General features: G+C 59.0%; 17 protein-coding genes. 14 read left to right on the top strand and 3 right to left on the bottom strand.

All coding sequences use genetic code 11. From position 1 onward, the window contains the following. Together argS and A3730_RS23635 are read right to left on the bottom strand one after the other, a co-directional pair. A partial coding sequence (argS, locus tag A3730_RS23630; RefSeq protein ID WP_082872514.1) for an arginine--tRNA ligase occupies positions 1-772 on the bottom strand: 772 nt, incomplete at its 3' end. Between the two features lie 142 nt (positions 773-914). After that, a complete protein-coding gene (locus tag A3730_RS23635; RefSeq protein ID WP_063539109.1) occupies positions 915-3,089 on the bottom strand; it encodes a primosomal protein N' in 2,175 nt (724 codons plus the stop codon). Positions 3,090-3,226: 137 nt separating this feature from the next. Between A3730_RS23635 and rpmE the strand changes: the two genes are divergently transcribed. Continuing rightward, positions 3,227-3,445 carry a 50S ribosomal protein L31 gene (rpmE, locus tag A3730_RS23640; RefSeq protein ID WP_063520783.1) on the top strand — a complete coding sequence of 73 codons (219 nt, stop codon included), beginning with the start codon at positions 3,227-3,229 and terminating at the stop codon, positions 3,443-3,445. Between the two features lie 107 nt (positions 3,446-3,552). Beyond that, on the top strand, positions 3,553-4,827 hold the full coding sequence (locus A3730_RS23645) for a malic enzyme-like NAD(P)-binding protein (RefSeq protein ID WP_063520784.1): 1,275 nt from the start codon (positions 3,553-3,555) through the stop codon (positions 4,825-4,827). 112 nt (positions 4,828-4,939) lie between these two features. On the opposite strand, the gene A3730_RS23650 is transcribed toward A3730_RS23645, so the two are convergent. Continuing rightward, positions 4,940-7,504: a penicillin-binding protein 1A gene (locus A3730_RS23650; RefSeq protein WP_063539111.1), complete on the bottom strand. Its 2,565-nt coding sequence runs from the start codon at positions 7,502-7,504 to the stop codon at positions 4,940-4,942. Between the two features lie 199 nt (positions 7,505-7,703). On the opposite strand from A3730_RS23650, the gene A3730_RS23655 reads away from it, so the two are divergent. The 12 genes from A3730_RS23655 (at position 7,704) to A3730_RS23710 (ending at position 24,103) form a co-directional block, all read left to right on the top strand. Then, the gene (locus tag A3730_RS23655; protein ID WP_063519752.1) at positions 7,704-8,771 is read left to right on the top strand and encodes a pilus assembly protein PilM; all 1,068 of its coding nucleotides are present in this window, start codon (positions 7,704-7,706) and stop codon (positions 8,769-8,771) included. After that, entirely contained in the window at positions 8,768-9,337 is a 570-nt protein-coding gene (locus A3730_RS23660) for a PilN domain-containing protein (RefSeq protein WP_063519751.1), read from the top strand. Before A3730_RS23655 ends, A3730_RS23660 begins: the two co-directional genes overlap by 4 nt. Continuing rightward, the gene (locus A3730_RS23665; RefSeq protein WP_063519750.1) at positions 9,334-10,002 is read left to right on the top strand and encodes a type 4a pilus biogenesis protein PilO; all 669 of its coding nucleotides are present in this window, start codon (positions 9,334-9,336) and stop codon (positions 10,000-10,002) included. Before A3730_RS23660 ends, A3730_RS23665 begins: the two co-directional genes overlap by 4 nt. Before the next feature lie 9 nt (positions 10,003-10,011). Beyond that, complete coding sequence (locus A3730_RS23670) at positions 10,012-10,548, top strand: pilus assembly protein PilP (protein ID WP_063519749.1); 537 nt, start codon at positions 10,012-10,014, stop codon at positions 10,546-10,548. 20 nt (positions 10,549-10,568) lie between these two features. Then, complete coding sequence (gene pilQ, locus A3730_RS23675; RefSeq protein ID WP_063539113.1) at positions 10,569-12,713, top strand: type IV pilus secretin PilQ family protein; 2,145 nt, start codon at positions 10,569-10,571, stop codon at positions 12,711-12,713. Next, positions 12,710-13,246, top strand: a complete 537-nt coding sequence (gene aroK / locus A3730_RS23680; RefSeq protein ID WP_082872515.1) for a shikimate kinase AroK — start codon at positions 12,710-12,712, stop codon at positions 13,244-13,246. Before pilQ ends, aroK begins: the two co-directional genes overlap by 4 nt. 63 nt (positions 13,247-13,309) lie before the next feature. After that, the gene (gene aroB / locus A3730_RS23685; RefSeq protein ID WP_063519746.1) at positions 13,310-14,389 is read left to right on the top strand and encodes a 3-dehydroquinate synthase; all 1,080 of its coding nucleotides are present in this window, start codon (positions 13,310-13,312) and stop codon (positions 14,387-14,389) included. Further along, positions 14,379-15,932, top strand: coding sequence for an SPOR domain-containing protein (locus tag A3730_RS23690; protein WP_082872516.1), 1,554 nt, complete (start codon positions 14,379-14,381; stop codon positions 15,930-15,932). Before aroB ends, A3730_RS23690 begins: the two co-directional genes overlap by 11 nt. Before the next feature lie 143 nt (positions 15,933-16,075). Further along, entirely contained in the window at positions 16,076-20,539 is a 4,464-nt protein-coding gene (gene gltB, locus A3730_RS23695) for a glutamate synthase large subunit (RefSeq protein ID WP_063539115.1), read from the top strand. An 11-nt stretch (positions 20,540-20,550) separates the two neighbouring features. After that, positions 20,551-21,972: an FAD-dependent oxidoreductase gene (locus tag A3730_RS23700; RefSeq protein ID WP_063519327.1), complete on the top strand. Its 1,422-nt coding sequence runs from the start codon at positions 20,551-20,553 to the stop codon at positions 21,970-21,972. Positions 21,973-22,133: 161 nt separating this feature from the next. After that, complete coding sequence (hemE, locus tag A3730_RS23705; protein WP_063519328.1) at positions 22,134-23,195, top strand: uroporphyrinogen decarboxylase; 1,062 nt, start codon at positions 22,134-22,136, stop codon at positions 23,193-23,195. 128 nt (positions 23,196-23,323) lie between these two features. Then, positions 23,324-24,103, top strand: coding sequence for a pilin (locus A3730_RS23710; RefSeq protein WP_063519329.1), 780 nt, complete (start codon positions 23,324-23,326; stop codon positions 24,101-24,103). Positions 24,104-24,288: the final 185 nt, after the last annotated feature.

Raw genomic sequence — 24,288 nt, forward strand, 5'->3', positions numbered from 1 at the left:
GGCTGACGCCGAGGCGATCGTAGATGGCCTGGCAGTGGCTCAGGGATACCTGGTTGAATTCTGCCCACAGGTTCAGGCAGTAATCGTCGCCGGACTGCAGTTTTACCACCAGGGCGCGGGCGCGGTCGGCGAAGGTGTCGGATTCGTCGAAGCGTTGTTTGGCGGCCCGGTAAAAGGTTTCCAGGTTGGCCAGCTCGCGGCTTAGCTCGCGCTCGCCTTCTTCGGCTTTCTGTTCTTCCAGATACGCCAGCAGCATGCCGAACTGGGTGCCCCAGTCGCCCACGTGGTTCTGGCGGATCACGGTGTGGCCGAGAAACTCCAGGGTGCGCACCACCGCGTCGCCGATGATGGTGGAGCGCAGGTGGCCCACGTGCATTTCCTTGGCCAGGTTGGGGGAGGAGTAGTCCACCACCACGGTCTGGGGCTGCTGTGGCCGGTCAATGCCGAGAAAGTCGTCGGCCAGGGCGGACTCCAGCAAGCCGGTGAGCCAGTCGTCCGCCTGGAAGAAATTGATAAAACCGGGCCCGGCAATGTCCACCTTGGCCACGGCGCTGTCGCTGGGCAGGGCGGCAATCAGCTTTTCTGCCAGGTCGCGGGGCTTCATGCCGGCGGGTTTGGCCAGCATCAGCGCGATGTTGGTGGCAAAGTCGCCGTGGCTCTTGTCCCTGGTGCGGTCGATTTGCACCGGACGCTTGGCGTCGGCGGGCAGGGTGCCGTCGTCGATCAGGGTGTCCAGGGCGCTTTCAATGAGGGATATCAGGCGTTCTTTCATGACATTCTTTTGTGGAGGGCTCTGGGCCGTTTGACTGGCCGGCGATTGTACGGGAAAAGGCGAGGATTCGCAGCACGCTTCACGCAACACGCACCATGCGGGGCTCCGGCGTGGTGCATGTCGCGTGCTACGTGTGGCGTTGTCACAGCATGTCGATCGGATCCACATCCAGGTGCCAGCGGCACTGGCGGCCTTCGGGGAGCTTGCGGGCCTGCTCCAGTAACAGGTTCAGGGCCTGGTGCAGGGGCGCGCGCTGGGCGCATTGCAGCAGTAACTGGGTACGGAAGCGGCCGGCGCGTTTTTCCATGGGGGCTGGAATTGGGCCAAGAATATGGACATCCGGCGGCACGGTAATGGTGCTGAGCTGCTGCAGGAAGTTCATGGCGGTGCCCATGGCCATGGCTTCGCAGCGGAACAGGGCCAGGTGGCCATGGGGGGGCAGGCCGGCCATCTGTCGTTCTTCCAGCAACGTGGTGGCCAGTTGCGGATAGTCGCCACTGGCGGCCAGTTGCAGCAGGTGGTGGTCCGGGTGGCGGCTTTGCAGGATGACTCGGCCCTGGCCTTCGCGGCCGCTGCGCCCGGCCACCTGCAATAACAGCTGGGCGGCTTGCTCCGGGCCGCGGAAGTCGGCGCTGAGAAAGCCTGCGTCCATGTCCAGAATCACGACCAGTGTCAGTTTGGGGAAGTGGTGCCCCTTGGCCAGCATCTGGGTGCCGACCATGACGGCGGGTTCGCCTTTCTGGATCTGCGCCAGATGTGCATCGAGGGCGCCTTTTCGCCGGGTGGCATCCCGGTCGATGCGGATTACCGGCACGGGGAGGGATTGTTCCAGTAGCTCAGTGAGCTTTTCGGTGCCGCTGCCGGCTTCCTGGATGGCGCTGGAGCCGCAGTCCGGGCAGCGGCTGGGGACGCGCTGTTGGTAACCGCAGTGATGACAGCGCAGGGCGCGGTCGCTGCGATGCCAGGTGAGAAAGCTGTCGCAGCGTTTGCATTCCGCCTGCCAGCCGCAGTCGTGGCAGAGAATCATCGGCGCGTAGCCGCGCCGGTTGATGAACACCAGTCCCTGATTGCCGGCCTCCACGCATTGTTTCAGCGCCTGCAGCGACAGCGGCAGTAGCGGGTTGCCGGGAGCGGCCAGCCGGGCATCGACGATTTCGATGGGCGGGCGGCTCTGATCGGTGGCCCGTTGTGACAGCCTGAGCCACTGGAATCGGCCTTCCCGGGCCAGATGCAAGGTTTCCAGGGCCGGGGTGGCGCTGCCCAGAACCACCGGGATGCCCAGCTGCTGGGCGCGCCAGGTGGCCAGATCCCGGGCGTGGTAGCGAAAGCCGTCCTGCTGTTTCAGGGAGCTATCGTGGGCTTCGTCCACGATGATCAGGGCGGGATTGAGCATGGGGGTAAAGATGGCGGAGCGGGTGCCAATGATGATGCGCGCCTGGCCCTCCCGGGCCGCCAGCCAGTTGTCCAGCCGTTCCCGGTCGGTGAGCCCGGAATGCAGGGTGACCACCGGGACGGCAAAGCGCTGCTTGAAGCGTTGCACGGTTTGCGGGGTCAGACCGATTTCTGGCACCAGCACCATGACTTGCTTGCCGGCGGCCAGCAGTGGCGCCATGACTTGCAGATAGACTTCGGTTTTGCCGCTGCCGGTGATGCCGTCGAGCAGGAAAGGGGTGAAGCTGTCAGCGTCCTGAATCGCCTGAATGGCGGCGCGTTGCTCGGCGTTGGCTGCCAGTGGGGCCTGGGCCAGGGTCTCTTTGGTTACGTCTGGTCGGGTGTCTACCTGGATTTGCTCGGCCCAGCCCTTGTCGCGCAGGCTGGCCAAGGCGGGTGGGCTTACCTCCAGCGCCGCCAGCATGGCGCTGCTCAGCCCCTTCGGGTGGTCACGTAGGGTGTGCAGGGCGTCCCGCTGGCGGGGGGCGCGGCTGACTTGGTCGTCGCTGACGTGTTGCCCGCGTTCGGTGATCTGCCAGCGTTTTTCCAGGCTGGCCTGGGCCTCATTGCCCTGGCGTAACAGGGTGGGCAGGGCGTAATTGAGTACTTCGCCCAGCGGGTGATGGTAATAACGGGCTGCGCGCTCGCAGAGTTGGTAGAGCTCGTCGGGCATCACCGGTTCGTCGTCGAGTACCGCTTGCACGGCCTTGAGTTTCGGGTAATCGCTGGGGGCGTGGCCGTGTACGAGGCCGACCAGGGTGCGCCGCCCGAAGGGGACTTTGACCCGGCTGCCCCGGGGGGGTACCACGGTGCCGTGCAGAACATAGTCAAAACACCCGGGCAGGGGCACGGGCAGGGCAATTTGCAGGGTGTTTTTCGGTGACACGGAATTTCCTGGAGCCAGCGGCGGCTTTGCGCTTGCGGAATGGGGACAAGCTGTTATGATTCGCCTTCTTTTTCCCAGGCGCAAGCCGTGTGGTGCCTGTCGTAGAGGCCGGTAGCGACACAAAATGGAGCTTAGCAATGAAACCAGAGATTCATCCCGATTACCAGACAGCGACCTATTCCTGTAGCTGTGGCAACGTTATCGAGTCCCGTTCCACCAAGGGTGGCGCCATGGACCTGGACGTTTGTTCTGCCTGTCACCCGTTCTACACTGGCAAGCAGAAGCAGGCCGACAGCGGCGGCCAGATCGACAAGTTCAAGCAGCGCTTTGGCATGATGCGCAGCAAGAAGGACTGATACGGCGTCTTCACAGCGCCTATTGTAAAAAGCACCCTGCCGGGTGCTTTTTACGTTAAGTACTTGCGTACACACTGTATATCCCAACTAGGGAAGCGGAGACCAGCATGTCCGAGGATTTAAAAGCGGCGGCCCTGGAATACCACGCCAAACCGCGGCCAGGGAAAATCAGCGTCGAGGTGACCAAGCCGGCGGCGACCAGTCGAGATCTGAGCCTGGCGTATAGCCCGGGTGTGGCGGAGCCGGTGCGTGAAATCGCCCGGGAGCCGGAGCTGGCTTACCGCTTTACCTCCAAAGGCAACCTGGTGGCGGTCATCAGCGATGGCACCGCGATTCTCGGCCTGGGAAATCTGGGCGCGCTGGCCTCCAAGCCGGTGATGGAAGGCAAGGGGATCCTGTTCAAGCTGTTTGCCGGTATTGATGTGTTCGATATTGAGGTGGACGCAGAAGATTCCCAGGCCTTTATCGATACGGTGATGCGTATCCATCGCACCTTTGGTGGTATCAATCTGGAAGATATCCGCGCGCCGGAATGTTTCGAGATCGAGCGGATCCTCAAAGAGCAGTGTGAAGTGCCGGTGTTTCATGATGACCAGCACGGTACGGCCATTGTGGTGGGTGCCGGCCTGATTAACGCGCTGGAAATCCAGAACAAGCGTATCGAAGATATCAAGGTCGTTTGCGTGGGTGCCGGTGCCGCCGGCGTGGCGTCCGTGCGTCTGCTGATCGAAATGGGCGCGCGCAAGGAAAATATCCTGGTGCTGGACCGCAAGGGCGTAATCCACAGCCGTCGCGATGACCTGAATCAGTACAAGGCGGCGCTGGCCAACGATACTGACAAGCGCACTCTGGATGATGCGGTTGAAGACGCCGATGTGTTTATCGGGGTTTCTGGCCCTGACATGCTCACGCCGGAGATGGTCAAGAAGATGGCGCCCAAGCCGATCATTTTCGCGCTGGCCAACCCGGACCCGGAAATTCGCCCGGAAGTGGCCAAGGCGGCGCGTTCGGATGCGATTGTGGCGACCGGTCGTTCGGATTTCCCCAATCAGGTGAACAACGTGTTGTGTTTCCCGTACATGTTCCGCGGGGCGCTGGATGTGCGTTCCACGTCCATCACCGAGGAAATGAAGATCGCGGCGGTACATGCCATCGCCGAGCTGGTACGCACCGCGCCTCCGCAGGAGGTGCTGGATGCCTACGGCGGCGAGCCGCTGACGTTTGGTGCTGATTATATTATCCCCAAGCCGAACGATCCGCGTTTACTGGGCAAGGTGTCTGCGGCTGTGGCCAAGGCAGCGGTGGATTGCGGTGTGGCCCGTAAGGGTTACCCATCGCACTACCCGCTGAATTCGCTGGACGAGATCTTTCCGGAGTTGTGATGACGCCGGACGCAGGACGTCCCATGCCTGATGCATAAAAAACCGCCCTCGAGGGGCGGTTTTTTTATGCCTTTGCATCGGGCATCAGGCATGGAGCGTCATGCTTCCTGCGTCAAAATATCTGCTCCGGAGCACTGTGCCCGCCCGGTCCTCGTGCTGGCTCCATATCGGGCACCTGGCTTTGGATGAAATACTCGCGGATGGCGTCCGGGTTCTCCGGGCGGGCCAGCAGGCCGCTGTCCGGGTCGATGCGCACGGTGGCGATGCCGGAAGGTTGCTCCAGTTGGCGGTCAGGGACGCCTTCCAGTGCCGGCCCCATGTAATCCATCCAGATGGGCAGGGCGGCCTTGCCGCCATACTCACCCCAGCCCAGAGAGGCGGGGTTGTCGAAGCCAACCCAGACAGTGGCGACCAGGTCCGGCGAGTAGCCGGAGAACCAGGCGTCCACCTGATCGTTGGTGGTCCCGGTCTTGCCGGCCAGATCCCGGCGGCCCAGGCCGTTGGCCTGGTGGCCGGTGCCACGGCGTACCACATCTTGCAGTATGGAGTTCATTAGCCAGGCAATGCGGGCGTCGATTACGCGCGGGGCCATGACCGGCGGTGGCTGGCGGGGCTGGGTGGTGCTGTCATCGCTGTCGCTATTGGCTGTGTCGACTTCGGTCATGCCGCCTTGGGGGGCGTTATCGGTTTGCGGCGGCCGGCAGGGGCTTTCGCAGAAAACCACCTCTGGCGCTTTCCAGAGCACGTCCCCGTTGTCCTTTTCGATTTGCACGATACTCCAGGGGGTAACCCGGTAGCCGCCGTTGGCGAAGATGCTGTAGGCCGAGGCGATGTCCATGGGGGTCACGCTGGCGCTGCCCAGTGCCAGGGACAGATCGCGCTGGAAGGTGTCTGCCGGCAGGCCGAAGCGCTTCAGGGTGCCCATGGCCTGGCTGATGCCGACCTGGCGAAGAATGCGGATGGAAACCAGGTTCAGCGAGCGGTACAGGGCTTCGCGCATGCGGGTGGGGCCATAAAACTTGCCGCTGGCACCGGTGGGGCGCCAGGCGGTTTCCAGCTTGTCGTCGTCAAAGACCACCGGGGCATCGTTGATGATGGAGGCCGGGGTGAAGCCGTTTTCCATGGCTGAGGTATAGATGAACGGCTTGAACACGGAGCCGGCCTGGCGCTCGCTCTGTACGGCCCGGTTGAAGTTGGAGGTAGAGAAACTGTAGCCCCCTTGCAGGGCCACGATGGCGCCGCTGGATGGGTCCAGCGAGATCAGGGCGGATTGTGCCTTGGGTAGCTGGGCCAGGCGCCAGTGACGCTCATCGCCACTGCCGGCGGGGCGGACGTAGATGACGTCCCCTTTGCTGAGGACGTCGGCAGCCCGGGTGGGCTCCTTGCCCACGTATTTGTTGTTGAGCTGGGGACGGGCCCAGCGAATATCATTCCAGGCGAGCGGGCTGCGCTTGCCGTCCCGGAACAGGATTTCCGCGTCCTTGTCGCCCACGGCGGTAACGATAGCTGGCTGCAGGGGACCGATGCGGCGCTGGTCCTTGATGCGTTCTGCCCAGGCGGCGACATCCGGGTCCAGGCCGGTGATGGTCTTTTCCAGCTCAGCCTCTTCGGCAGCGACGGGTTTGTCGGTGCTGTCTTCCGGGGGCTTTTCGCTGTCCGCGTCGGAGGGGGAGGGCAGGGCCGGGGCGTCGCTGATGTCCAGCTGTGCCAGTGGGCCGCGGTAGCCGTGGCGCTCGTCATAACTGTGCAGGCCGTTGCGCAGGGCGTTGACCGCAGCCTGCTGGCGTTTGCTGTCTACCGTGGTGATGATGCGGATGCCGTCGGTGTAGATATTGGCGTCCACCAATTCCATGGCCTGCAAGCGGGCCATTTCACCCAGATAGGCGGCGTCCACTTCCGGTGAGGCGGCATGGAAGCGGGCGCTGACCGGGGCGGCCTGGGCGAGCTCGCGCTGCTCGGCGGTGAGGGCGCCGGTCTCTTCCATGCGATGCAGAATCCAGTTGCGTCGGACCTGGGCGCGCTGGGGGTTGGTGATTGGGTTATAGGCTGAAGGGGCTTTCGGTAGCCCGGCAATCATGGCCCATTGGGGTAGGCTGAGTTCGCCCACGGACTTGCCGTAATAAACCTGGGAAGCCGCTTCGGCGCCGTAGGCCCGGTGCCCCAGGTAAATCTTGTTTAGATAAAGCTCAAGGATTTCTTCCTTGCTGAGGACCCGTTCGATCTGGATGGCGAGCACGATTTCGTTGAATTTGCGCAGAAAGCGCTGCTCCCGGTCCAGGAAGAAGTTGCGGGCGACCTGCATGGTGATGGTAGAGCCCCCGGAGCGGATTTCCCGGTAACGGGCCAATTCCACAAAGGCGCGCAGCAGGCCTTTCAGGTCTACGCCGTTGTGGCGAAAGAAGCGTTCGTCTTCCGCCGCCAGTACCGCCTGGATCAGCGGTTCCGGCAGTTCGTCGTAAGTCACTGGCTGACGGCGTTTCTCCCCGTATTCTGCGATCAGCTTCATGTCGCGACTGTAGATGCGCAGGGGGATCTGGTATTCCACCTCGCGAATCTGGCTTGCCGGGGGTAGCTGGGGAGCCAGATAGAGGTAGCAGGCGGCGAGCGCCGTCAGGCCCCCGCCGGCGCCGGCAATAAGGAGTAACAGCAGGTATCGGATCCAGGAGGGTAAACGCATGTTTTCGGCAACTACTGGCTGGGATCGGTAGAAAGGCCTAGCCGGCCCGTGAAGTGGGTCATTATATGGTGGAATGCTTGTTGTGATCTAATATCTGTTCTGCTATTACTAACTCCTAAAGTAATTCGACATAAAAAACGTGTAAGTGTATCTTTAGCAAGAAAAAACACTTCAATAATAACCAGACGGGACGACGACAGTGCTGCCTTTCCTCAGAAAAAAGGCCCAGACACTACTGGGGATCGACATCAGCTCCACGGCGGTCAAGCTGCTGGAACTGTCCAAATCAGGGGGCCGCTACAAGGTCGAGAGCTATGGGGTTGAACCTCTGCCGGCCAATGCGGTTGTCGAGAAAAACATCAGCGACGTGGAAGGTGTGGGCGATGCCATTGCCCGCCTGGTCAGCCGTGCGCGCCCCGGGGTGAAAACCGCGGCGGTGGCGGTGTCCGGTTCCGCGGTGATCACCAAACTCATCGAAATGGATGCGGATCTGGACGAGGATGCATTGGAATTGCAGCTCAAGTCCGAGGCCGACCAGTATATCCCTTATCCCATGGATGAAGTTCGCATGGACTTTCAGGTCGTGGGGCCGGTGGAAAATAACGATGAGCGGGTAGAGGTGCTGGTTGCGGCTTCACGTACCGAAAACGTGGAGATGCGCACTGATGCACTGGAAATCGGTGGCCTGCAACCGAAAGCGGTGGATGTGGAAGCGTACGCCATGGAGCGTGCTTTCCAGTTGATCCAGGCCGGTTTGCCGAACTCGGATGAGCTGGAAACCGTGGCGGTATTTGATATCGGCGCCACCATGACCACGTTGAACGTGTTCCATCAGGGGCGCAGTGTTTATACCCGTGAACAGCTCTTTGGTGGCAAGCAGCTTACCGAGGAAATCCAGCGCCGCTACGGTATTTCCATGGAAGAGGCTGGCCTTGCCAAGAAAACCGGCGAGCTCCCCGATGATTATGAAAGCGAAGTGCTGCAGCCGTTCAAGGACGCCATCGTTCAGCAGGTGAATCGTTCCCTGCAGTTTTTCTATGGCTCCACCCAGTTCAATGAAGTGGATTACATCCTGCTGGCAGGTGGCTCTGCCTCGATCGCCGATCTGGGTGATCTGATTCAGGAGAAAGTGGGGGCGGGCTGTTCTGTGGCCAATCCGTTCAGTGACATGGCGCTGGCAAACAAGGTGAGTGCCTCTGCCATTGCCAATGATGCCCCGGCATTGATGATTGCCTGCGGCCTGGCATTGAGGAGCTTTGACCAATGACAACAACAATTAACCTGTTGCCCTGGCGCGAAGAGCGCCGCAAGCGACAGCAGCAGGAGTTCATCGTTCTGCTGGTGGTAGCAGCGGTGGTGGGGGCTTTACTGTTCTTCGGCTGGAAAAGTGTGGTTGATCAGCAAATAGCGGACCAGCGTGCGCGCAATAGTCATATCCAGAGCAAAACCGCTGAGCTGAACGAAAAGATCAAGGAAATTAAAGAGCTGCAAGCCCGTCGGGATGAGTTGGTTGCACGAATGGAGGTTATTCAGAATCTTCAGGGAAATCGCCCAACTATTGTGTATGTCTTTGATGAATTGGTGCGAACCCTGCCTGATGGCGTGTTCTATTCTCAGGTCAAGCGCATCGGGGACGTATACAGCATTGCCGGGGTGGCGGAAAGTAACAATCGCATCTCCCGGTTGATGCGTAATTTCGATGGCTCCCCGTGGTTTGGTGAGGCCAATTTGCAGAATGTGACTGCGCTGGAGGATGGCTCCCAAGCGAATAAGTTTACCTTGACCGTGAAGCAGTCCTCGCCGAACAGCAAGAAAGAGGGAGAACAAAAATGAACGCCTCTGAGCTGAAAAATCTCGATTTACGGGAGTTGATGGACGAGCTTAACAGTCTGGACTTCGAAAATGTGGGGGGGTGGCCAACACCGGTCAAAGTCGGTGCCGCGTTACTCGTTTTGGTCGCTGTACTGGCGCTGGGATACTTCTTTGTTATTCAGGATGCGAATAAGCTTCTCGATCAGCAGCAACGTGAAGAATCGTCGTTGCTGAAAAGTTATGAGAAGAAAGCGTTTGAAGCGCATAACCTGGATCAGTTTCGTGCCCAGCTTGCGGAAATGGAGCAGACCTTCGGTGCGCTTCTAAAGCAGTTGCCCAAGGACACCGAAGTGCCCGGCTTGCTTGAGGATATTACGCATACAGGTTTGGGGAGTGGGCTCGAGTTCGAAACCATTGCACTGAAGAAAGAGGCAGAAAAAGAATTCTATGCCGAGTTGCCGATTGATATTCGTGTGATCGGTGATTACCACGGTTTTGGCGCTTTTGTCTCTGGTGTGGCGGCCTTGCCAAGGATCGTGACGCTGCATGATTTCGAAATCAAGCCCCCCAAGGATGACGCCTTGAGGGCCCTTGGATTGCTTGAGATGGATATCACTGCCAAGACCTACCGTTATTCCAGCAAGGACGGCGCAGCTAGCAAACCATCCAAGGCCAAGAAGAAATAGGGGGGCAAAATGAAAGCATATTCTAAGATAGCCTTGCTGCCTCTGTTGGCGGTATCGATGTTTGGCCTGGTGGGGTGCGGTTCGAATGCGAACCTGGCGGGTCTGGATGCCAAGCTGGAAGAGATTAAAGCTCGGCCGCGAGGGCGTATTGAGCCGCCGCCGGAGTTTAAACCGATCGCGACCTATGCGTATTCAGCGCAGCAGTTGCGGTCGCCGTTTAGTCCGCCCAAGGATCAGGAGTTGCTTCTGGTGCGCGAGGGCGTAAATGTCGAGCCGGATCTGGCTCGGCCAAAAGAATATCTGGAGCGTTTTTCGCTGGATGCGTTACGCATGGTTGGCACGATCACCAAGCCAGGCGAGCCGGTCCAGGCTTTGATTGCAGACCCTTCTGGAGCTGTGACAAGGGTGCGACCAGGCAATTACATGGGGAAAAACTTTGGCCGCGTGAAAGATGTTAGCGAGGTCAAGGTTGGTTTGATTGAAATCGTACCGGATGGTCGGGATGGCTGGGTAGAACGCGCCAGCAACGTCTCGATTTCCGAATAACAGTCGCTGGGGATCCAGTTATGAAATGTGCAACATTGAAAATAAAAAAGAGCGCTTCCCGGCGTCTGGCGGGGTTTCTGGCGGCAGGGGCACTGAGTGTCCTTAATGCCGTGGCAATGGCGGGGACATTGCAATCCATTGAAGCCAATTCCCTTTCCGGCGATAGCATGGAGGTACGTCTGCGCTTTGAGGGCGGTGTGCCGGAAGTCAAAGGCTATAGCATCGAAAAGCCGGCACGGATCGCGCTGGATTTGATCAATGCTGATAGCGATGTGTCAGGGAAACGGCAAAACCTGGGGGCTGGCAATGCGCGCAGTGTCACCATTGTCGAAGCCAAGGACAGAACGCGCCTGATCTTTAACCTGGAATCCCTGACAGGGTATTCCACCAGTGTTGATGGTAGTGACCTTGTGGTGGTGTTGGGTGATGAAGAGGCCAACACAGCAATGTCCGCCTCTGGGGACGTAAAAACTGCCGGTGATGCGGTGGTCAGCGGAGTGGATTTTCGACGCGGCACCAGTGGCGAAGGCCGGGTTATTGTGAAGCTGTCTAAGTCGTCGATTCCGGTGGATGTGCAGGAGGAAGGCGGCAAAATCATTGCTCGTTTCGTGGGCGCCGGTGTCGATAATGATCAAGTGCGTAAGCTGGATGTGACTGATTTTGCCACTCCTGTTCGCATGATCGAAACGGCCAGCGTGGACGGCAGTGTGCAAATTACCATTGAGCCGACGGGCTCCTGGGAATATCTGGCGTACCAGGCCGACAACGAATTCAGCATTAATGTAAAGCCGGTTAGTAAGGCTGACGCGGAGCGCAAGAAAAAGGAGGCTTTTGCTTATACGGGAGAGAAGCTGTCTTTGAACTTCCAGGACATTGAAGTGCGCTCCGTGCTGCAGTTGATCGCAGACTTTACCGGCTTGAATCTGGTGGCTTCTGACACAGTCTCTGGTCGTATTACCCTGCGCCTGCAGAACGTGCCTTGGGATCAGGCATTGGAACTGATTTTGAAGACCAAGGGGCTTGATAAGAGGCAGGTAGGTAATGTCTTGCTTGTGGCGCCCGCTGACGAGATCGCTGCCCGGGAGCAGCTTGAGCTGGAAAGTCAGAAGAAAATTGAGGCGCTGGCGCCACTACGTACCGAGTATGTAAGTATCAACTACGCTAACGCAAGTGAACTGAAAACCCTGATCAGCAGTGCTGGTGGCAAGGCTGCCTCGTTGCTGAGTAATCGGGGTTCCGTGGTGGTGGATCAGCGTACCAATACCCTTATTGTGCAGGATACCCAAGCCAAGCTGGCGGAAATTCGCGATTTGATTTCTGAGCTGGATATCCCGGTTCAGCAGGTATTGATTGAGGCCAGGGTTGTTGTGGCAACGAATGATCTCTCGGATGAATTTGGTGTTCGTTGGGGCGGCCTGGGTTATGACAATGAGTCCATTATCAATGATGGCGAGTCCGCTCTGTTTTCCGGTCGTTTGCAGTCCATTAGGGACTTGCATGGGACTAACCTGGAAACCGAAATCGACCCGACTACAGGCGAAATTGATCAGGATTTTATTATTCCTGGTGCTGATAACTCCGATGATTTATTGGTTGACTTGGGTGTAGATTCTGCAAGTGCTTCCCGTTTTGCTGTTGGCTTTACTTCCTTGACCTCTGGCCTTATTGAGCTTGAGCTGTCTGCGCTAGAGGCTGAAGGCCATGGTGAATTGGTGGCGACTCCGAAGGTGTTGACAGCGGATCAGCAGCCGGCGGTGATTGCCTCTGGTCAGCAAGTGCCTTTTGAGGTGGCCACGTCCTCCGGTGCCACTTCCATCGACTTCGTGGAAGCGGAGCTGCGCCTGGAGGTAACTCCGCATATCACGCCGGATGGCAATATCATCATGACGCTGAAAGTCAACAACGACTCCTTCAGTTCCGACGGCTCTGCGGCGATCAATACCAACCGGGTAGAAACCTCCGTGCTGGTCAATGATGGCGAGACGGTGGTGCTCGGTGGTATCTTCCAGCAGGAGAAGATCAATTCCGTGACCAAGACGCCTTTCCTGGGTGACTTGCCGTGGATTGGTAACTTGTTCAGAAATACCGTAAAGCGTGATAACAAGCAGGAGCTGCTGATCTTTATTACGCCACGGTTGATGAAGGATGCTTTGGCTAATCGGTGATCAAGACTAATTCTGTTGTTCCTTTGATTCTTGTCGGGCCCATGGGTGCAGGTAAAAGCACCCTGGGCCGGCATCTTGCCCAGCTGCTGGATCGCCCGTTTTTCGACTCTGATCGTGTCATTGAGGAGAAGACCGGTGCGGACATCCCCTGGATCTTCGATATGGAAGGCGAGGCGGGCTTCCGGCGGCGAGAGCAGGATGTTATCGACGAATTGACCCGGGAGTCCGGCATCGTGCTGGCGACCGGGGGTGGGGTTGTGGTGACCCCGGAAAATCGTACCTTTCTCCATGAGCGCGGTTGTGTGGTCTACCTGTGGACGCCGGTAGAGGTTCAGCTGGCGCGCACCCGCAATGACAAAGGCCGCCCGCTGCTGCAAACGGCAGACCCCAGGGCGCGGCTTGATGCCCTGTTCGCTGAGCGCGATCCGCTCTACCGGCAGGTGGCTCACCATGTTGTCTCGACCGCATCGGGCAACCTGAAAAAAGTCGCCGACGACGTGCTCGCTTGTTTGGACTCTCACCCACAAGGATAATGCAGGCAATTGCCGGGCTGATCTCTGGTCTGTTTTGCTGAATTATCGTTTGTGGGAGCTGTAATGCGCACACTTCAGGTGGCCTTGGCCGAGCGGAGTTACCCTATTCATATCGGGGCCGGTTTGCTGTCGTCTTTCCCCCTGGCCGAGCAGGTACGCGGTAATCAGGTGATGATTGTCACCAATGAAACCATCGCCCCGCTGTATCTGGCGGCGCTGGAGGCGCAGTTCTCCGCGATCCAGTGCGATACGTTGATTCTCCCTGACGGTGAGAAATACAAGACCCTGGACACCCTGGAAACCCTTTTCGATGCCTTGATGGCTAAACGTCATTCGCGCACGACTACGTTGATCGCGCTGGGAGGCGGTGTGGTTGGTGACATGGTGGGCTTTGCGGCGGCCTGCTATCAGCGTGGTGTGGATTTTATTCAGGTGCCGACCACGCTGCTGGCACAGGTGGACTCGTCCGTGGGGGGCAAGACGGCGGTAAATCACCCCCGTGGCAAGAACATGATCGGGGCCTTTCATCAGCCGAGACTTGTGCTGATCGATACCGACGTTCTCGGTACTCTGCCGGAGCGGGAGCTGGCTGCCGGTTACGCGGAAGTCGTCAAATATGGCCTGATCCGTGATCCGGATTTCTACCAGTGGCTGGAAACCAATAACAGCAAGCTGTTGTCCAGAGAAGAGTCGGTCATCTCCGAGGCCATCTTCCGTAGCTGCGAAAACAAGGCGCAGGTGGTGGCGGACGATGAAACCGAGCAGGGCAATCGTGCCCTGTTGAATCTGGGGCATACCTTCGGGCACGCGATCGAGACGGCTACGGGCTACAGTCAGTGGTTGCATGGCGAGGCGGTAGCCGTGGGCATGTTGATGGCGATCAGGATGTCGGCTGAGCTTGGCTGGGTGCCGGATGATCTGGAGCCGGGCGTGGTGGCGTTGCTGTCCACTTGGGGGCTGCCTGTGGCGGCCCCTAAAGATATGACGCCGGAACAATTTGTCGATCTAATGGCCATGGACAAGAAGGTTCATAACGGCCAGTTACGCCTTGTGCTGTTGCGCGCGCTGGGTAAGGCTGTGGTAACGGCCGACTATGATGAAGTGGCATTGCAAAAAACGCTGGAGGCTTTTTGTGGAGCATGATGACGAACGTTTCTATAGCGGGGCCTCGCGAGGGGATTTCCTGGATGCCATGACTGCCCATGCCGGGCTGGGCTCGGTAGTGGCTATAGAAGGCGACACGGGCAGCGGTGTGTCTACTCTGCTCGGGCAGGCAGTGATGGCGCTGCTGGCCGACATGGAAGTGGTTCGCATCGATGGCAGTGAGCCCCATGATGCCAATGTGGTGGTCGACGCGTTGCTGCGTCATTTCGATATTGACCGCGCTGACCTGCCGCAAATGCTGCGTGACACCCTGAGTGATGGTCGCCTGGTGGTGGTGGTGGATAACAGTGAAGACGTGAGAGCGGATGCGCTGGCCACCATGGCGGCCCTCAAGCAGAAACTGGGCGCGCGGTTGTGCTACCTGTTCGGGGGGCTGCCGGGCACCGTCGAAGCGCTCAAGTCCGTGGACTTTACCGTGGATGACGTGCTGGATCTGCCAACATTGAATGCGGATGATGTGCAGGATTTTGCCTGGTTTGTTGCTGGCGAGGAGCTGGATGAGGACGAATCAGAGCGGCTGGCGCACGGTAGTGAGGGGTTGCCGGGTGCTCTGCTGGGGCTGTTGCAGGGTACCCGGGGGTCCGCTGCGGCGGTGCCGGTAGGGGCGGCCACGCACAGCCAGGACAGCGCCGCTGAAGCGGGCGAGACCGATGACGGCATGAGTGATATGCCGGGCTTTTCCGCGCGCTCCAGCGATGATGAAGATGACGATAATCATGTTGATGCCGAAGCGCCTGTGCCGCCGGCTGATACGGCGCCAGCGTCCCGTGCCACTGCTCCCTGGCGTCACGGGGCTGCTGTTGTGGGGCTGTTGTTGGTGGTGATCCTCTTGTGGTCAGTGCTTTCTGGCGGCGATGATGAGGATGCGGCGCAGGATTCCCGCCAGTTGGCTTTGCCTGTGCCGGAGTCGGTGCCGTCGAAACAGCAAGAGGTTGCGCCCCGGGAGCCCGGGGTTACACCGCTGAAGCCGACCATGGAGCCGGTGGCGCGTCTTGAGGATATCGGGGCGGAGCCGGAAGACGAAGAAAGCAAGGCTGAGGCTGCGCCGAACAGCAATGTACAGCTGGCGCCAGTGACTGATCCGGTTATGCAATCTTCTCCAGCTCAGGCTCAACAGGAAGTGGCGGTGGCGCCGGCACCTGACAAGCCGGATGAATCTGCGTCAGTAAAGCCAGAAAAGGTGGAGAGCAAAGCCGCTTCGCAATCGGAGCAAGAAAAAGCACCAGCCGAAACCTCGGGGTATAATCAGGCGGCCTGGCTCGCGGCGCTGGATGACAATCGCTGGTTTTTGCAGATTACCGCCACCAGCCAGGAAGCGAATGCCCGTGCGGTGCTGGACCAGCTGGATCGTAAGGGGGCCTATTATCCGGCCAAACGGAATGGAAAAACCGTGTTTCTGGTGCTCGCCGGGGACTATTCCAGCCGTCAGGCAGCGCTTGATGCAAAGTCGACGTTGCCAGCAAAGTTACGCTCAGCGGGGCCTTTTCCTCGCAAGATGGGCGATGTTCGCGGCGAACTTTAAGCATAAAAAAGCGCCTTGGGTGACTGTTCAATTTGTCGCCCAAGCGCGCAATGTGTAGAATGCATATCCCTTTTTTGCCGTCACCGTTTTCTTGACGCCATTTGCCTTCTGTAAGTCTCTGAATTTCAAGAGGAAAGGTTTTCATGCAGCAGAACTCAACGCTGGTGCGGGGGCTCACTGAGCCCGGAGAATTCCGGGACAACTGTGGTTTTGGTCTGATCGCCCATATGGAGGGCCAGGCCAGCCACGAGCTTCTGCAAACTGCTATTGAAGCACTTACGTGCATGACACACCGGGGCGGCATTAATGCCGACGGAAAAACCGGTGATGGCTGCGGTCTGTTGCTTAAGAAACCCGATTCTTTCTTCCGCAAGGTCGCGGAAGAGCAATCCATTACGTTGCCGGACAATTACGGTGTGGGGATGGTATTTACCCACCCGGACGCGGATCAGTCCGAGCAGCAGAAGAGCGCAATCAATGCGGCCCTGGAAGCCCAGGGTGTTGCCGTGCTCGGCTGGCGCGAAGTGCCTACCGATCCGGCCTGCCTGGGTGATCTGGCGCGTGCGTCCCTGCCGGGGTTCTGGCAGGTGATGGTGGCGGCAGACGGCAACTCCGAGCAGGAGCTGAACCGTCGGTTGTTCTTTGCCCGTCGCCATGCGGAAAAAGCCATCGAGAACGACGGCTACTTCTATATCTGTTCCCTGTCCGCCTCTGTCATGTCTTACAAAGGCCTGATGATGCCGGTGGATCTGCCGGTGTTTTTCCCGGACTTGGGCGACAGCGCCATGGAAACGGCGATTGTCGTTTTCCACCAGCGCTTTTCCACCAACACGCTGCCCCAGTGGCCGCTGGCCCAGCCGTTCCGTTACCTGGCCCATAACGGTGAGATTAACACCGTGCAGGGTAACCGGAACTGGGCACTGGCTCGGGAAAACAAGTTCGAGAATGAGTTGCTGCCGGGCCTGGAAGAACTGAGCCCGCTGGTTAACCGCACCGGTTCGGATTCTTCCAGCATGGATAACATGCTGGAAATTCTGCTGGCCGGGGGCATGGACCTGTTCCGTGCCGTGCGCATGATGATTCCGCCTGCCTGGCAGAACGTGGAAACCATGGATGCGGATCTGCGTGCCTTCTACGAATATAACTCCATGCACATGGAGCCCTGGGATGGCCCTGCCGGCCTGGTAATGACGGACGGCCGTTACGCTGTCTGTATGCTCGACCGCAACGGTCTGCGCCCGGCCCGCTGGGTGGTTACCAAGAATGGCTTTATTACCCTGGCCTCGGAAATCGGCGTTTACAGCTACAAGCCGGAAGACGTGGTGGCCAAGGGCCGTGTTGGGCCAGGCCAGATTCTGGCTATCGACACCGAAACCGGCGAGGTGCTGCACACCAAGGACATCGATAACCGTCTGAAAGTGCGTCACCCCTACCGTGACTGGCTGAAAAGCAACGCGCTGCGCATCGAAGCGGACTACGACCACGAAGTGGGGCGTACCGATGAGGTGGACCCGCAGGATCTGCTCAGCTACCAGAAATTCTTCCAGATCAGCTTTGAAGAGCGTGATCAGGTGCTGCGCCCGTTGGCAGAATCCGGCCAGGAAGCCACCGGCTCCATGGGCGATGATACGCCTATGGCGGTACTCTCCCGTCGCGAGCGTTCCCTGTTCGACTACTTCCGCCAGCAGTTTGCCCAGGTCACCAACCCGCCCATCGATCCGCTGCGCGAAGCCATCGTAATGAGCCTGGAAACCTGTGTGGGCGCCGAGCGTAATGTGTTCGAAGAGACTGCGGACCATGCCGACCGGGCGATTCTTTCTACCCCGGTGCTGTCGCACTCCAAGTTCACCAACCTGATCAACATCGAGCGTCCGGGTTATCAGACGGCCAAGCTGAGCCTGCACTATGACGCCGAGATCGGCCTCAAGCAGGCGGTGCTGGATCTGTGTCAGCAAGCGGAAACGGCGGTACGCGATGGCAATGTGATTTTGGTGCTGAGTGACCATGGCATTGCCCAGGACAAGCTCACCATCCATGCCTTGATGGCTACGGGGGCGGTGCATCATTACCTGACCGAACAAGGTCTGCGCTCCGACGCCAACATCATCGTGGAAACCGCCACGGTGCGTGATTCCCATCACTTTGCTGTGCTGTTCGGTTTCGGTGCCACCGCAGTGTATCCGTATCTGGCCTATGACGTGATCGCTGACATGGTGCGTTCCGGCGAATTGCTGGGCGATGCGGTGGAGCTGCAAAAGAACTTCCGTAAAGGCATCAACAAGGGCCTGATGAAGATTCTCTCCAAGATGGGGATCTCCACCATTACCTCCTACCGGGGTGCCCAGCTGTTTGAAGCCATCGGCATCAACAGCGAAGTGGTAGAGTTGTGTTTCCGAGGTGTTCCCAGCCGGATTCAAGGTGCGGGCTTCGAGGATTTCCAGGAAGACCAGCAAAACCTGGCCAAGGATGCCTGGAAGCAACGCAAGCCCATCGATGCGGGCGGCATCCTCAAGTATATCCACGGCAAGGAATATCACGCCTTCAATCCGGACGTGATCTACGCCCTGCACCGCGCCACCCAGGACAGCGACTACGACGCGTACAAAGAGTACGCCGAGCTGGTTAACAAGCGTCCGGTGGCGACCCTGCGTGATCTGTTTGCCCTGCGCGATGACGTGGACGCCATCGACGTGGATCAAGTGGAGCCGCTGGAAAATATCCTGCTGCGCTTCGATTCCGCTGGTATGTCTCTGGGGGCGTTGAGCCCGGAAGCCCACGAAGCCATTGCCACGGCAATGAACCGTCTGGGTGGCCGTTCCAATTCAGGCGAGGGCGGGGAAGACCCGGCCCGTTATGGCACCGAGCGTGTGTCCAAGATCAAGCAGATCGCCTCTGGCCGTTTCGGTGTGACCCCGCATTATCTGGTCAACGCCGAAGTGCTGCAGATCAAGGTGGCTCAGGGCGCCAAGCCCGGTGAAGGTGGCCAGCTGCCCGGTGGCAAGGTGAATGCGCTGATTGCGCGCCTGCGCCATTCCGTGCCCGGTGTTACTCTGATTTCACCGCCGCCGCACCATGACATCTACTCCATTGAGGATCTGTCCCAGCTGATCTTTGATCTCAAGCAGGTCAACCCGGATGCGCAGGTGTCTGTGAAGCTGGTGTCCGAACCCGGTGTCGGTACGGTGGCGTCCGGTGTCGCGAAAGCCTACGCGGATCTGATCACTATTTCCGGTTACGACGGTGGCACCGCGGCGAGCCCGCTGACCTCCATCCGCTACGCCGGTTCCCCCTGGGAGCTGGGCCTGGCGGAAGCGCATCAGGCGCTGCGGGGTAACGACCTGCGCGACAAGATTCGCCTGCAGACAGACGGCGGTCTGAAGACCGGCCTGGACGTGATCAAGGCGGCGATTCTGGGGGCCGAGTCCTTCGGTTTCGGTACCGTGCCGATGATCGTGCTGGGCTGTAAGTACCTGCGGATCTGTCACCTGAACAACTGCGCTACCGGTGTGGCTACCCAGCGTGAAGATCTGCGCAAGGAGCACTTCATTGGTGCGCCGGAACTGCTGATCAACTACTTCACCTTTGTGGCTCAGGAAGTGCGTGAATTGCTGGCGCTGCTGGGTGTGAAGAGCATCCCCGAGCTGATCGGCCGTACCGACCTGCTGAAAGTGCTGGAAGGCGAAACCGCGCGCCAGGGCAAGCTGGACCTGACCCCGATTCTGCGCAATGACCTGGTGCCGGCAGACAAGCCCACCCATTGTCAGGTGACCCGCAACGAGCCGTTCGACAAGGCTGTGCTGAGCCAGAAGATGGTGGCTGACATGGGCACCGCCATCGAGAGTAAATCTGGTGGCTCGTTCCATTACGAGATCACCAACTGTGATCGCTCCGTGGGCGCCCGTGTGTCCGGTGAGATTGCCAAGCAGCACGGCAATCTGGGCATGGAGACCGCGCCGATCAAGGTTCGCTTTACCGGTACCGCCGGGCAGAGCTTCGGTGTGTTCAACGCCGGCGGCCTGCATATGTATATTGAAGGCGACGCCAACGACTACGTGGGCAAAGGCATGGCCGGCGGCAAGCTGGTGATTCGTCCGCCCAATGGCAGCCCGTTCAAGAGCCAGGAAACCGCCATCATCGGCAATACCTGCCTCTACGGTGCCACCGGCGGCAAGCTGTACGCTGCCGGCACCGCGGGCGAGCGTTTCGGGGTGCGTAACTCCGGGGCACACGCCATCGTGGAAGGCGCTGGCGATCACTGCTGCGAATACATGACCGGTGGCTCCATCACCGTGCTGGGCCGCACTGGCCACAACTTTGGTGCGGGCATGACCGGCGGTTTCGCCTTCGTTCTGGACGAAGACAATGATTTCTTCGACCGCATCAACCCGGAGCTGATCGAATTGCATCGCATCAGTTCCGAAGCCACCGAGTCTCACCGCAGTCACCTGCGCGGCGTAATCGCAGATTACGTGGAAGAGACTGGTAGCGAATGGGGCCAGTACATTCTGGACAACTTTGATGCCATGAGCCGCAAGTTCTGGCTGGTTAAGCCCAAGGCCGCAAGCCTGGAAAACCTGCTGCAGAGCACGCGCGCCAATCCGGCATAACGGGGGATACCATGGCTGAACGTTTGAGCAATAATTTCCAGTTTCTCGACGTGCCCCGGCACGATCCGAAGAAAAAGGACATTGAAGACCGCAAACACAAGTACGAAGAAATTTACTACCCGTTTGAAACCCGGGAAGTAGAGCATCAGGCACACCGCTGCCTGCATTGCGGTAACCCGTACTGTGAATGGAAGTGTCCGGTCCATAACTACATTCCCAACTGGTTGAAGCTGATCAGCGAAGGCAACCTGTTGGAAGCGGTGGAGCTGAGTCACCAGACCAACTCCCTGCCGGAAGTCTGTGGCCGGGTATGTCCTCAGGATCGTCTGTGTGAAGGGGCTTGTACCCTGAACGACGGTTTTGGTGCAGTGACCATTGGTGCCACCGAGAAGTACATCACCGATACGGCGCTGGCCATGGGCTGGCGCCCAGACATGTCCAAGGTGGTGTGGACCGACAAGAAAGTGGCGGTGATCGGTGCAGGCCCTGCCGGCATTGGCTGTGCTGATGTGCTGGTACGTAGCGGTGTGAAGCCGGTAGTGTTCGACCGCTATGAAGAAATTGGCGGCCTGCTCACCTTCGGCATTCCCGAGTTCAAGCTGGAAAAACCGGTCATGGCCAAGCGCCGTGAAGTGTTTGAAGGCATGGGTGTGGAATTCCGCCTGGGCGTAGAAGTGGGCAAGGATATCACCATCGATGAGCTGCTCGACGAATACGATGCGGTCTTCATGGGTATGGGTACTTATACCTACATGAAAGGCGGCTTCCCGGGTGAAGAGCTGGACGGCGTGTTTGAAGCGCTGCCGTTCCTGATTTCCAATGCCAACCGTAACCTGGGCTTTGAAAAAGACGAAGCCGACTTCATCAATATGCAGGGCAAGCGTGTGGTGGTGCTGGGTGGTGGTGATACCGCCATGGACTGCAACCGCACCTCTATCCGCCAGCAGGCGGAAAGTGTCAGCTGTGCCTACCGTCGTGATGAAGAAAACATGCCGGGTTCGCGCAAGGAAGTGGCCAATGCCAAGGAAGAGGGCGTGCAATTCCTGTTCAATCGTCAGCCCATTGAAGTGGTGGGTGAAGATGGCAAGGTTGTTGGCGTCAAGGTAGTGGAAACCCGGCTGGGTGAGGCGGATAACAATGGTCGCCGCCGCCCTGAGCCGATCCCGGGCAGTGAAGAAATTCTGCCGGCGGATGCGGTGATCGTGGCGTTCGGCTTCCGCCCCAGCCCGGCGGACTGGTTTGATGCGAAGAGCATCAACACCGATGATTCCGGCCGCGTTATGGCGATCGAGGAGCAGGCATTCCCGTTCCAGACCAGCAATGAGAAGATCTTTGCCGGTGGTGACATGGTGCGTGGTTCCGACTTGGTGGTGACGGCCATCTGGGAAGGCCGTGAAGCGGCCAAAGGGATCCTTGATTACCTGGATGTTTAATCACGCCTAAGGCTGGACGCCTGACGTCAGACGCTTTAAAACAGTAGTGCCAGAAATGTTGCGGCTCCGCAGAGACTCTTTGCGGAGCCGCAATGCTATCAGAAGCGGGTTGAGCGTCCGGCCTCAGGCATAGGGCGTCCCGCCAGGATTTAGGACTGACAATGACTTTCGCTCCCCTGCAAAACGATCGCTTCCTCCGTGCCTTGAACCGTGAGTCGGTAGACCGCACCCCCATCTGGATGATGCGCCAGGCGGGTCGCTATCTGCCGGAATACCGGGCTGCCCGTGAACATGCCGGGTCCTTCATGGATCTGTGCAGGAATGCGGATCTGGCCTGTGAAGTGACGCTGCAGCCGCTGGAGCGTTACCCGCTGGACGCGGCGATCCTGTTCTCCGACATCCTGACCATCCCCGATGCCATGGGGCTGGGTTTGTACTTCGAAACCGGGGAAGGGCCGAAATTCAGGAAGGTGGTGCGCACTGAGGCGGATGTGGCCGCCTTGCCGATTCCCGATGCGGAAACCGATCTGGGTTACGTGATGAAGGCGGTGAGCACCATTCGTGGAGCCCTGAACGGCCGCGTTCCTCTGATCGGCTTTTCCGGTAGCCCCTGGACGCTGGCCACCTACATGGTGGAAGGCGGCTCCAGCAAGGATTTCCGCCATCTCAAGGCCATGGTCTACAGTCAGCCTGACGTGGCCCATGCCCTGCTGAACAAGCTGGCCCAGTCAGTGACGTCTTACCTGAACGCGCAAATTCGTCATGGCGCCCAGGTTGTACAGATTTTTGATACCTGGGGCGGAGCGCTGTCGGCAGAAGCCTATAAAGAATTCTCCCTGCGTTACATGCAGCAGATTGTGGACGGCCTGATCCGTGACAACGAGGGCCGGAAGGTGCCCGTTATCCTGTTTACCAAGAACGGCGGCTTGTGGCTCGAATCCATGGCGGCCACCGGCTGTGATGCACTGGGGCTGGACTGGACTATCAATATTGGAGACGCGCGTCGGCGCGTGGGGGACAAGGTCGCCCTGCAGGGCAACATGGATCCGGCCGTGCTTTACGCGTCGCCTGAGGCGATCCGGGCTGAAGTAAAACGTATCCTCGATGATTTTGGTGATCATCCCGGGCATATTTTTAATCTGGGGCATGGTATTACACCGCAGGTGGATCCGGAGCACGCCAGGGTCTTTATTGAGGCGGTGGTGGAGTTGAGCCAGAAATAGAAACGCTGGATGCCAGACGCATGACGGCGGACGCTAAAAACAAAAATAGCGCGTCGCCATGCTGGTGCTGCTTCGGGGTTGCTTGGTCTTGCTAGACAGGTTTGTAAGGGAAGCAAAGGGGGGAAGGGATGCGTATTGTTATTGCGGCTATGTTACTGGTGCTGGGGGCGCCGGTCATGGCCATGTCACTGGCCCTGGCCAAGGTGGAACGGGCCGGGCAGGGAGAAACCGAGCAGCAAGTCTGTGGTCGTGCCCTACAGTTGATGACTGAAGAGCTTCACGTCAGCCTGCTCAGTGTGATCGCGGCCACCGATGAATATCGGCAGCGCCAGCAGGCCTACAAGAAACAGGACAGGCCGGAATCATTGCTCCGGGACGCTTACCTGAGCCAGCTGCAAAGCGAGACGCCGTCCCTGCAGGGGCAACGCTGGACGGGCAGTCGCTGCTCCCTGCGCGCCCGCTACGAAGGGGACATCGATGCCCTTGCCCGGCGTGTCGCCATTCCTGAAACCCCGGCATCACCCAGTGAACCCAGGGATGCGCCGCCGCCTGGGATTGACCCGAAAACCTGGGAGTTATTCAGCAGCAGCCGGGATCGTTCCGAACTGGCCCAGACCTTCAGCACGGTCAATGCCTTGCGCATGCATATGACGGAATACTATCTGTCCGGTGGCACCTGGCCAGACAGCCTGACGGATATGGGGGTGGCCCAGGAGCAGGTGACCGGCAAACGCATAAAGCGGGCGTATCTACTGGATGGTGGCATGTTGAAACTGGAGCTGGCGGGCCGTCTGGATGGCCATCAGCTAACCACCTGGCCGGTGGAAGGGGGCATGCAGCGTATTGAGTGGGAGTGCTCTACCACGGTGAACCTGGGGCCGCAGGGGTTTTGTACCTACGCTGAGTGAGCTACGAGCTACGAGCTACGAGCTACGAGCTACGAGCTACGAGCTACGAGCTACGAGCTACGAGCTACGAGCTACGAGCTACGAGCTACGAGCTACGAGCTACGAAAATGGAGAGGGGTGGCCGGAAAAGTTCCCTGGATTTTCCTTTCCAACTTTTCACTTTGAACTTTCAACTGATCTTTCGC

This window comes from Alcanivorax sp. HI0044, from assembly GCF_001634945.1.

Bases quoted from the DNA above. Each gene is read 5' to 3' on its own strand.
- rpmE (WP_063520783.1), top strand. From the start codon at position 3,227: ATGAAACCAGAGATTCATCCCGATTACCAGACAGCGACCTATTCCTGT.
- A3730_RS23645 (WP_063520784.1), top strand. From the start codon at position 3,553: ATGTCCGAGGATTTAAAAGCGGCGGCCCTGGAATACCACGCCAAACCG.
- A3730_RS23650 (WP_063539111.1), bottom strand. From the start codon at position 7,504: ATGCGTTTACCCTCCTGGATCCGATACCTGCTGTTACTCCTTATTGCC.
- A3730_RS23660 (WP_063519751.1), top strand. From the start codon at position 8,768: ATGACAACAACAATTAACCTGTTGCCCTGGCGCGAAGAGCGCCGCAAG.
- A3730_RS23665 (WP_063519750.1), top strand. From the start codon at position 9,334: ATGAACGCCTCTGAGCTGAAAAATCTCGATTTACGGGAGTTGATGGAC.
- A3730_RS23670 (WP_063519749.1), top strand. From the start codon at position 10,012: ATGAAAGCATATTCTAAGATAGCCTTGCTGCCTCTGTTGGCGGTATCG.
- pilQ (WP_063539113.1), top strand. From the start codon at position 10,569: ATGAAATGTGCAACATTGAAAATAAAAAAGAGCGCTTCCCGGCGTCTG.
- aroB (WP_063519746.1), top strand. From the start codon at position 13,310: ATGCGCACACTTCAGGTGGCCTTGGCCGAGCGGAGTTACCCTATTCAT.
- gltB (WP_063539115.1), top strand. From the start codon at position 16,076: ATGCAGCAGAACTCAACGCTGGTGCGGGGGCTCACTGAGCCCGGAGAA.
- A3730_RS23700 (WP_063519327.1), top strand. From the start codon at position 20,551: ATGGCTGAACGTTTGAGCAATAATTTCCAGTTTCTCGACGTGCCCCGG.
- hemE (WP_063519328.1), top strand. From the start codon at position 22,134: ATGACTTTCGCTCCCCTGCAAAACGATCGCTTCCTCCGTGCCTTGAAC.
- A3730_RS23710 (WP_063519329.1), top strand. From the start codon at position 23,324: ATGCGTATTGTTATTGCGGCTATGTTACTGGTGCTGGGGGCGCCGGTC.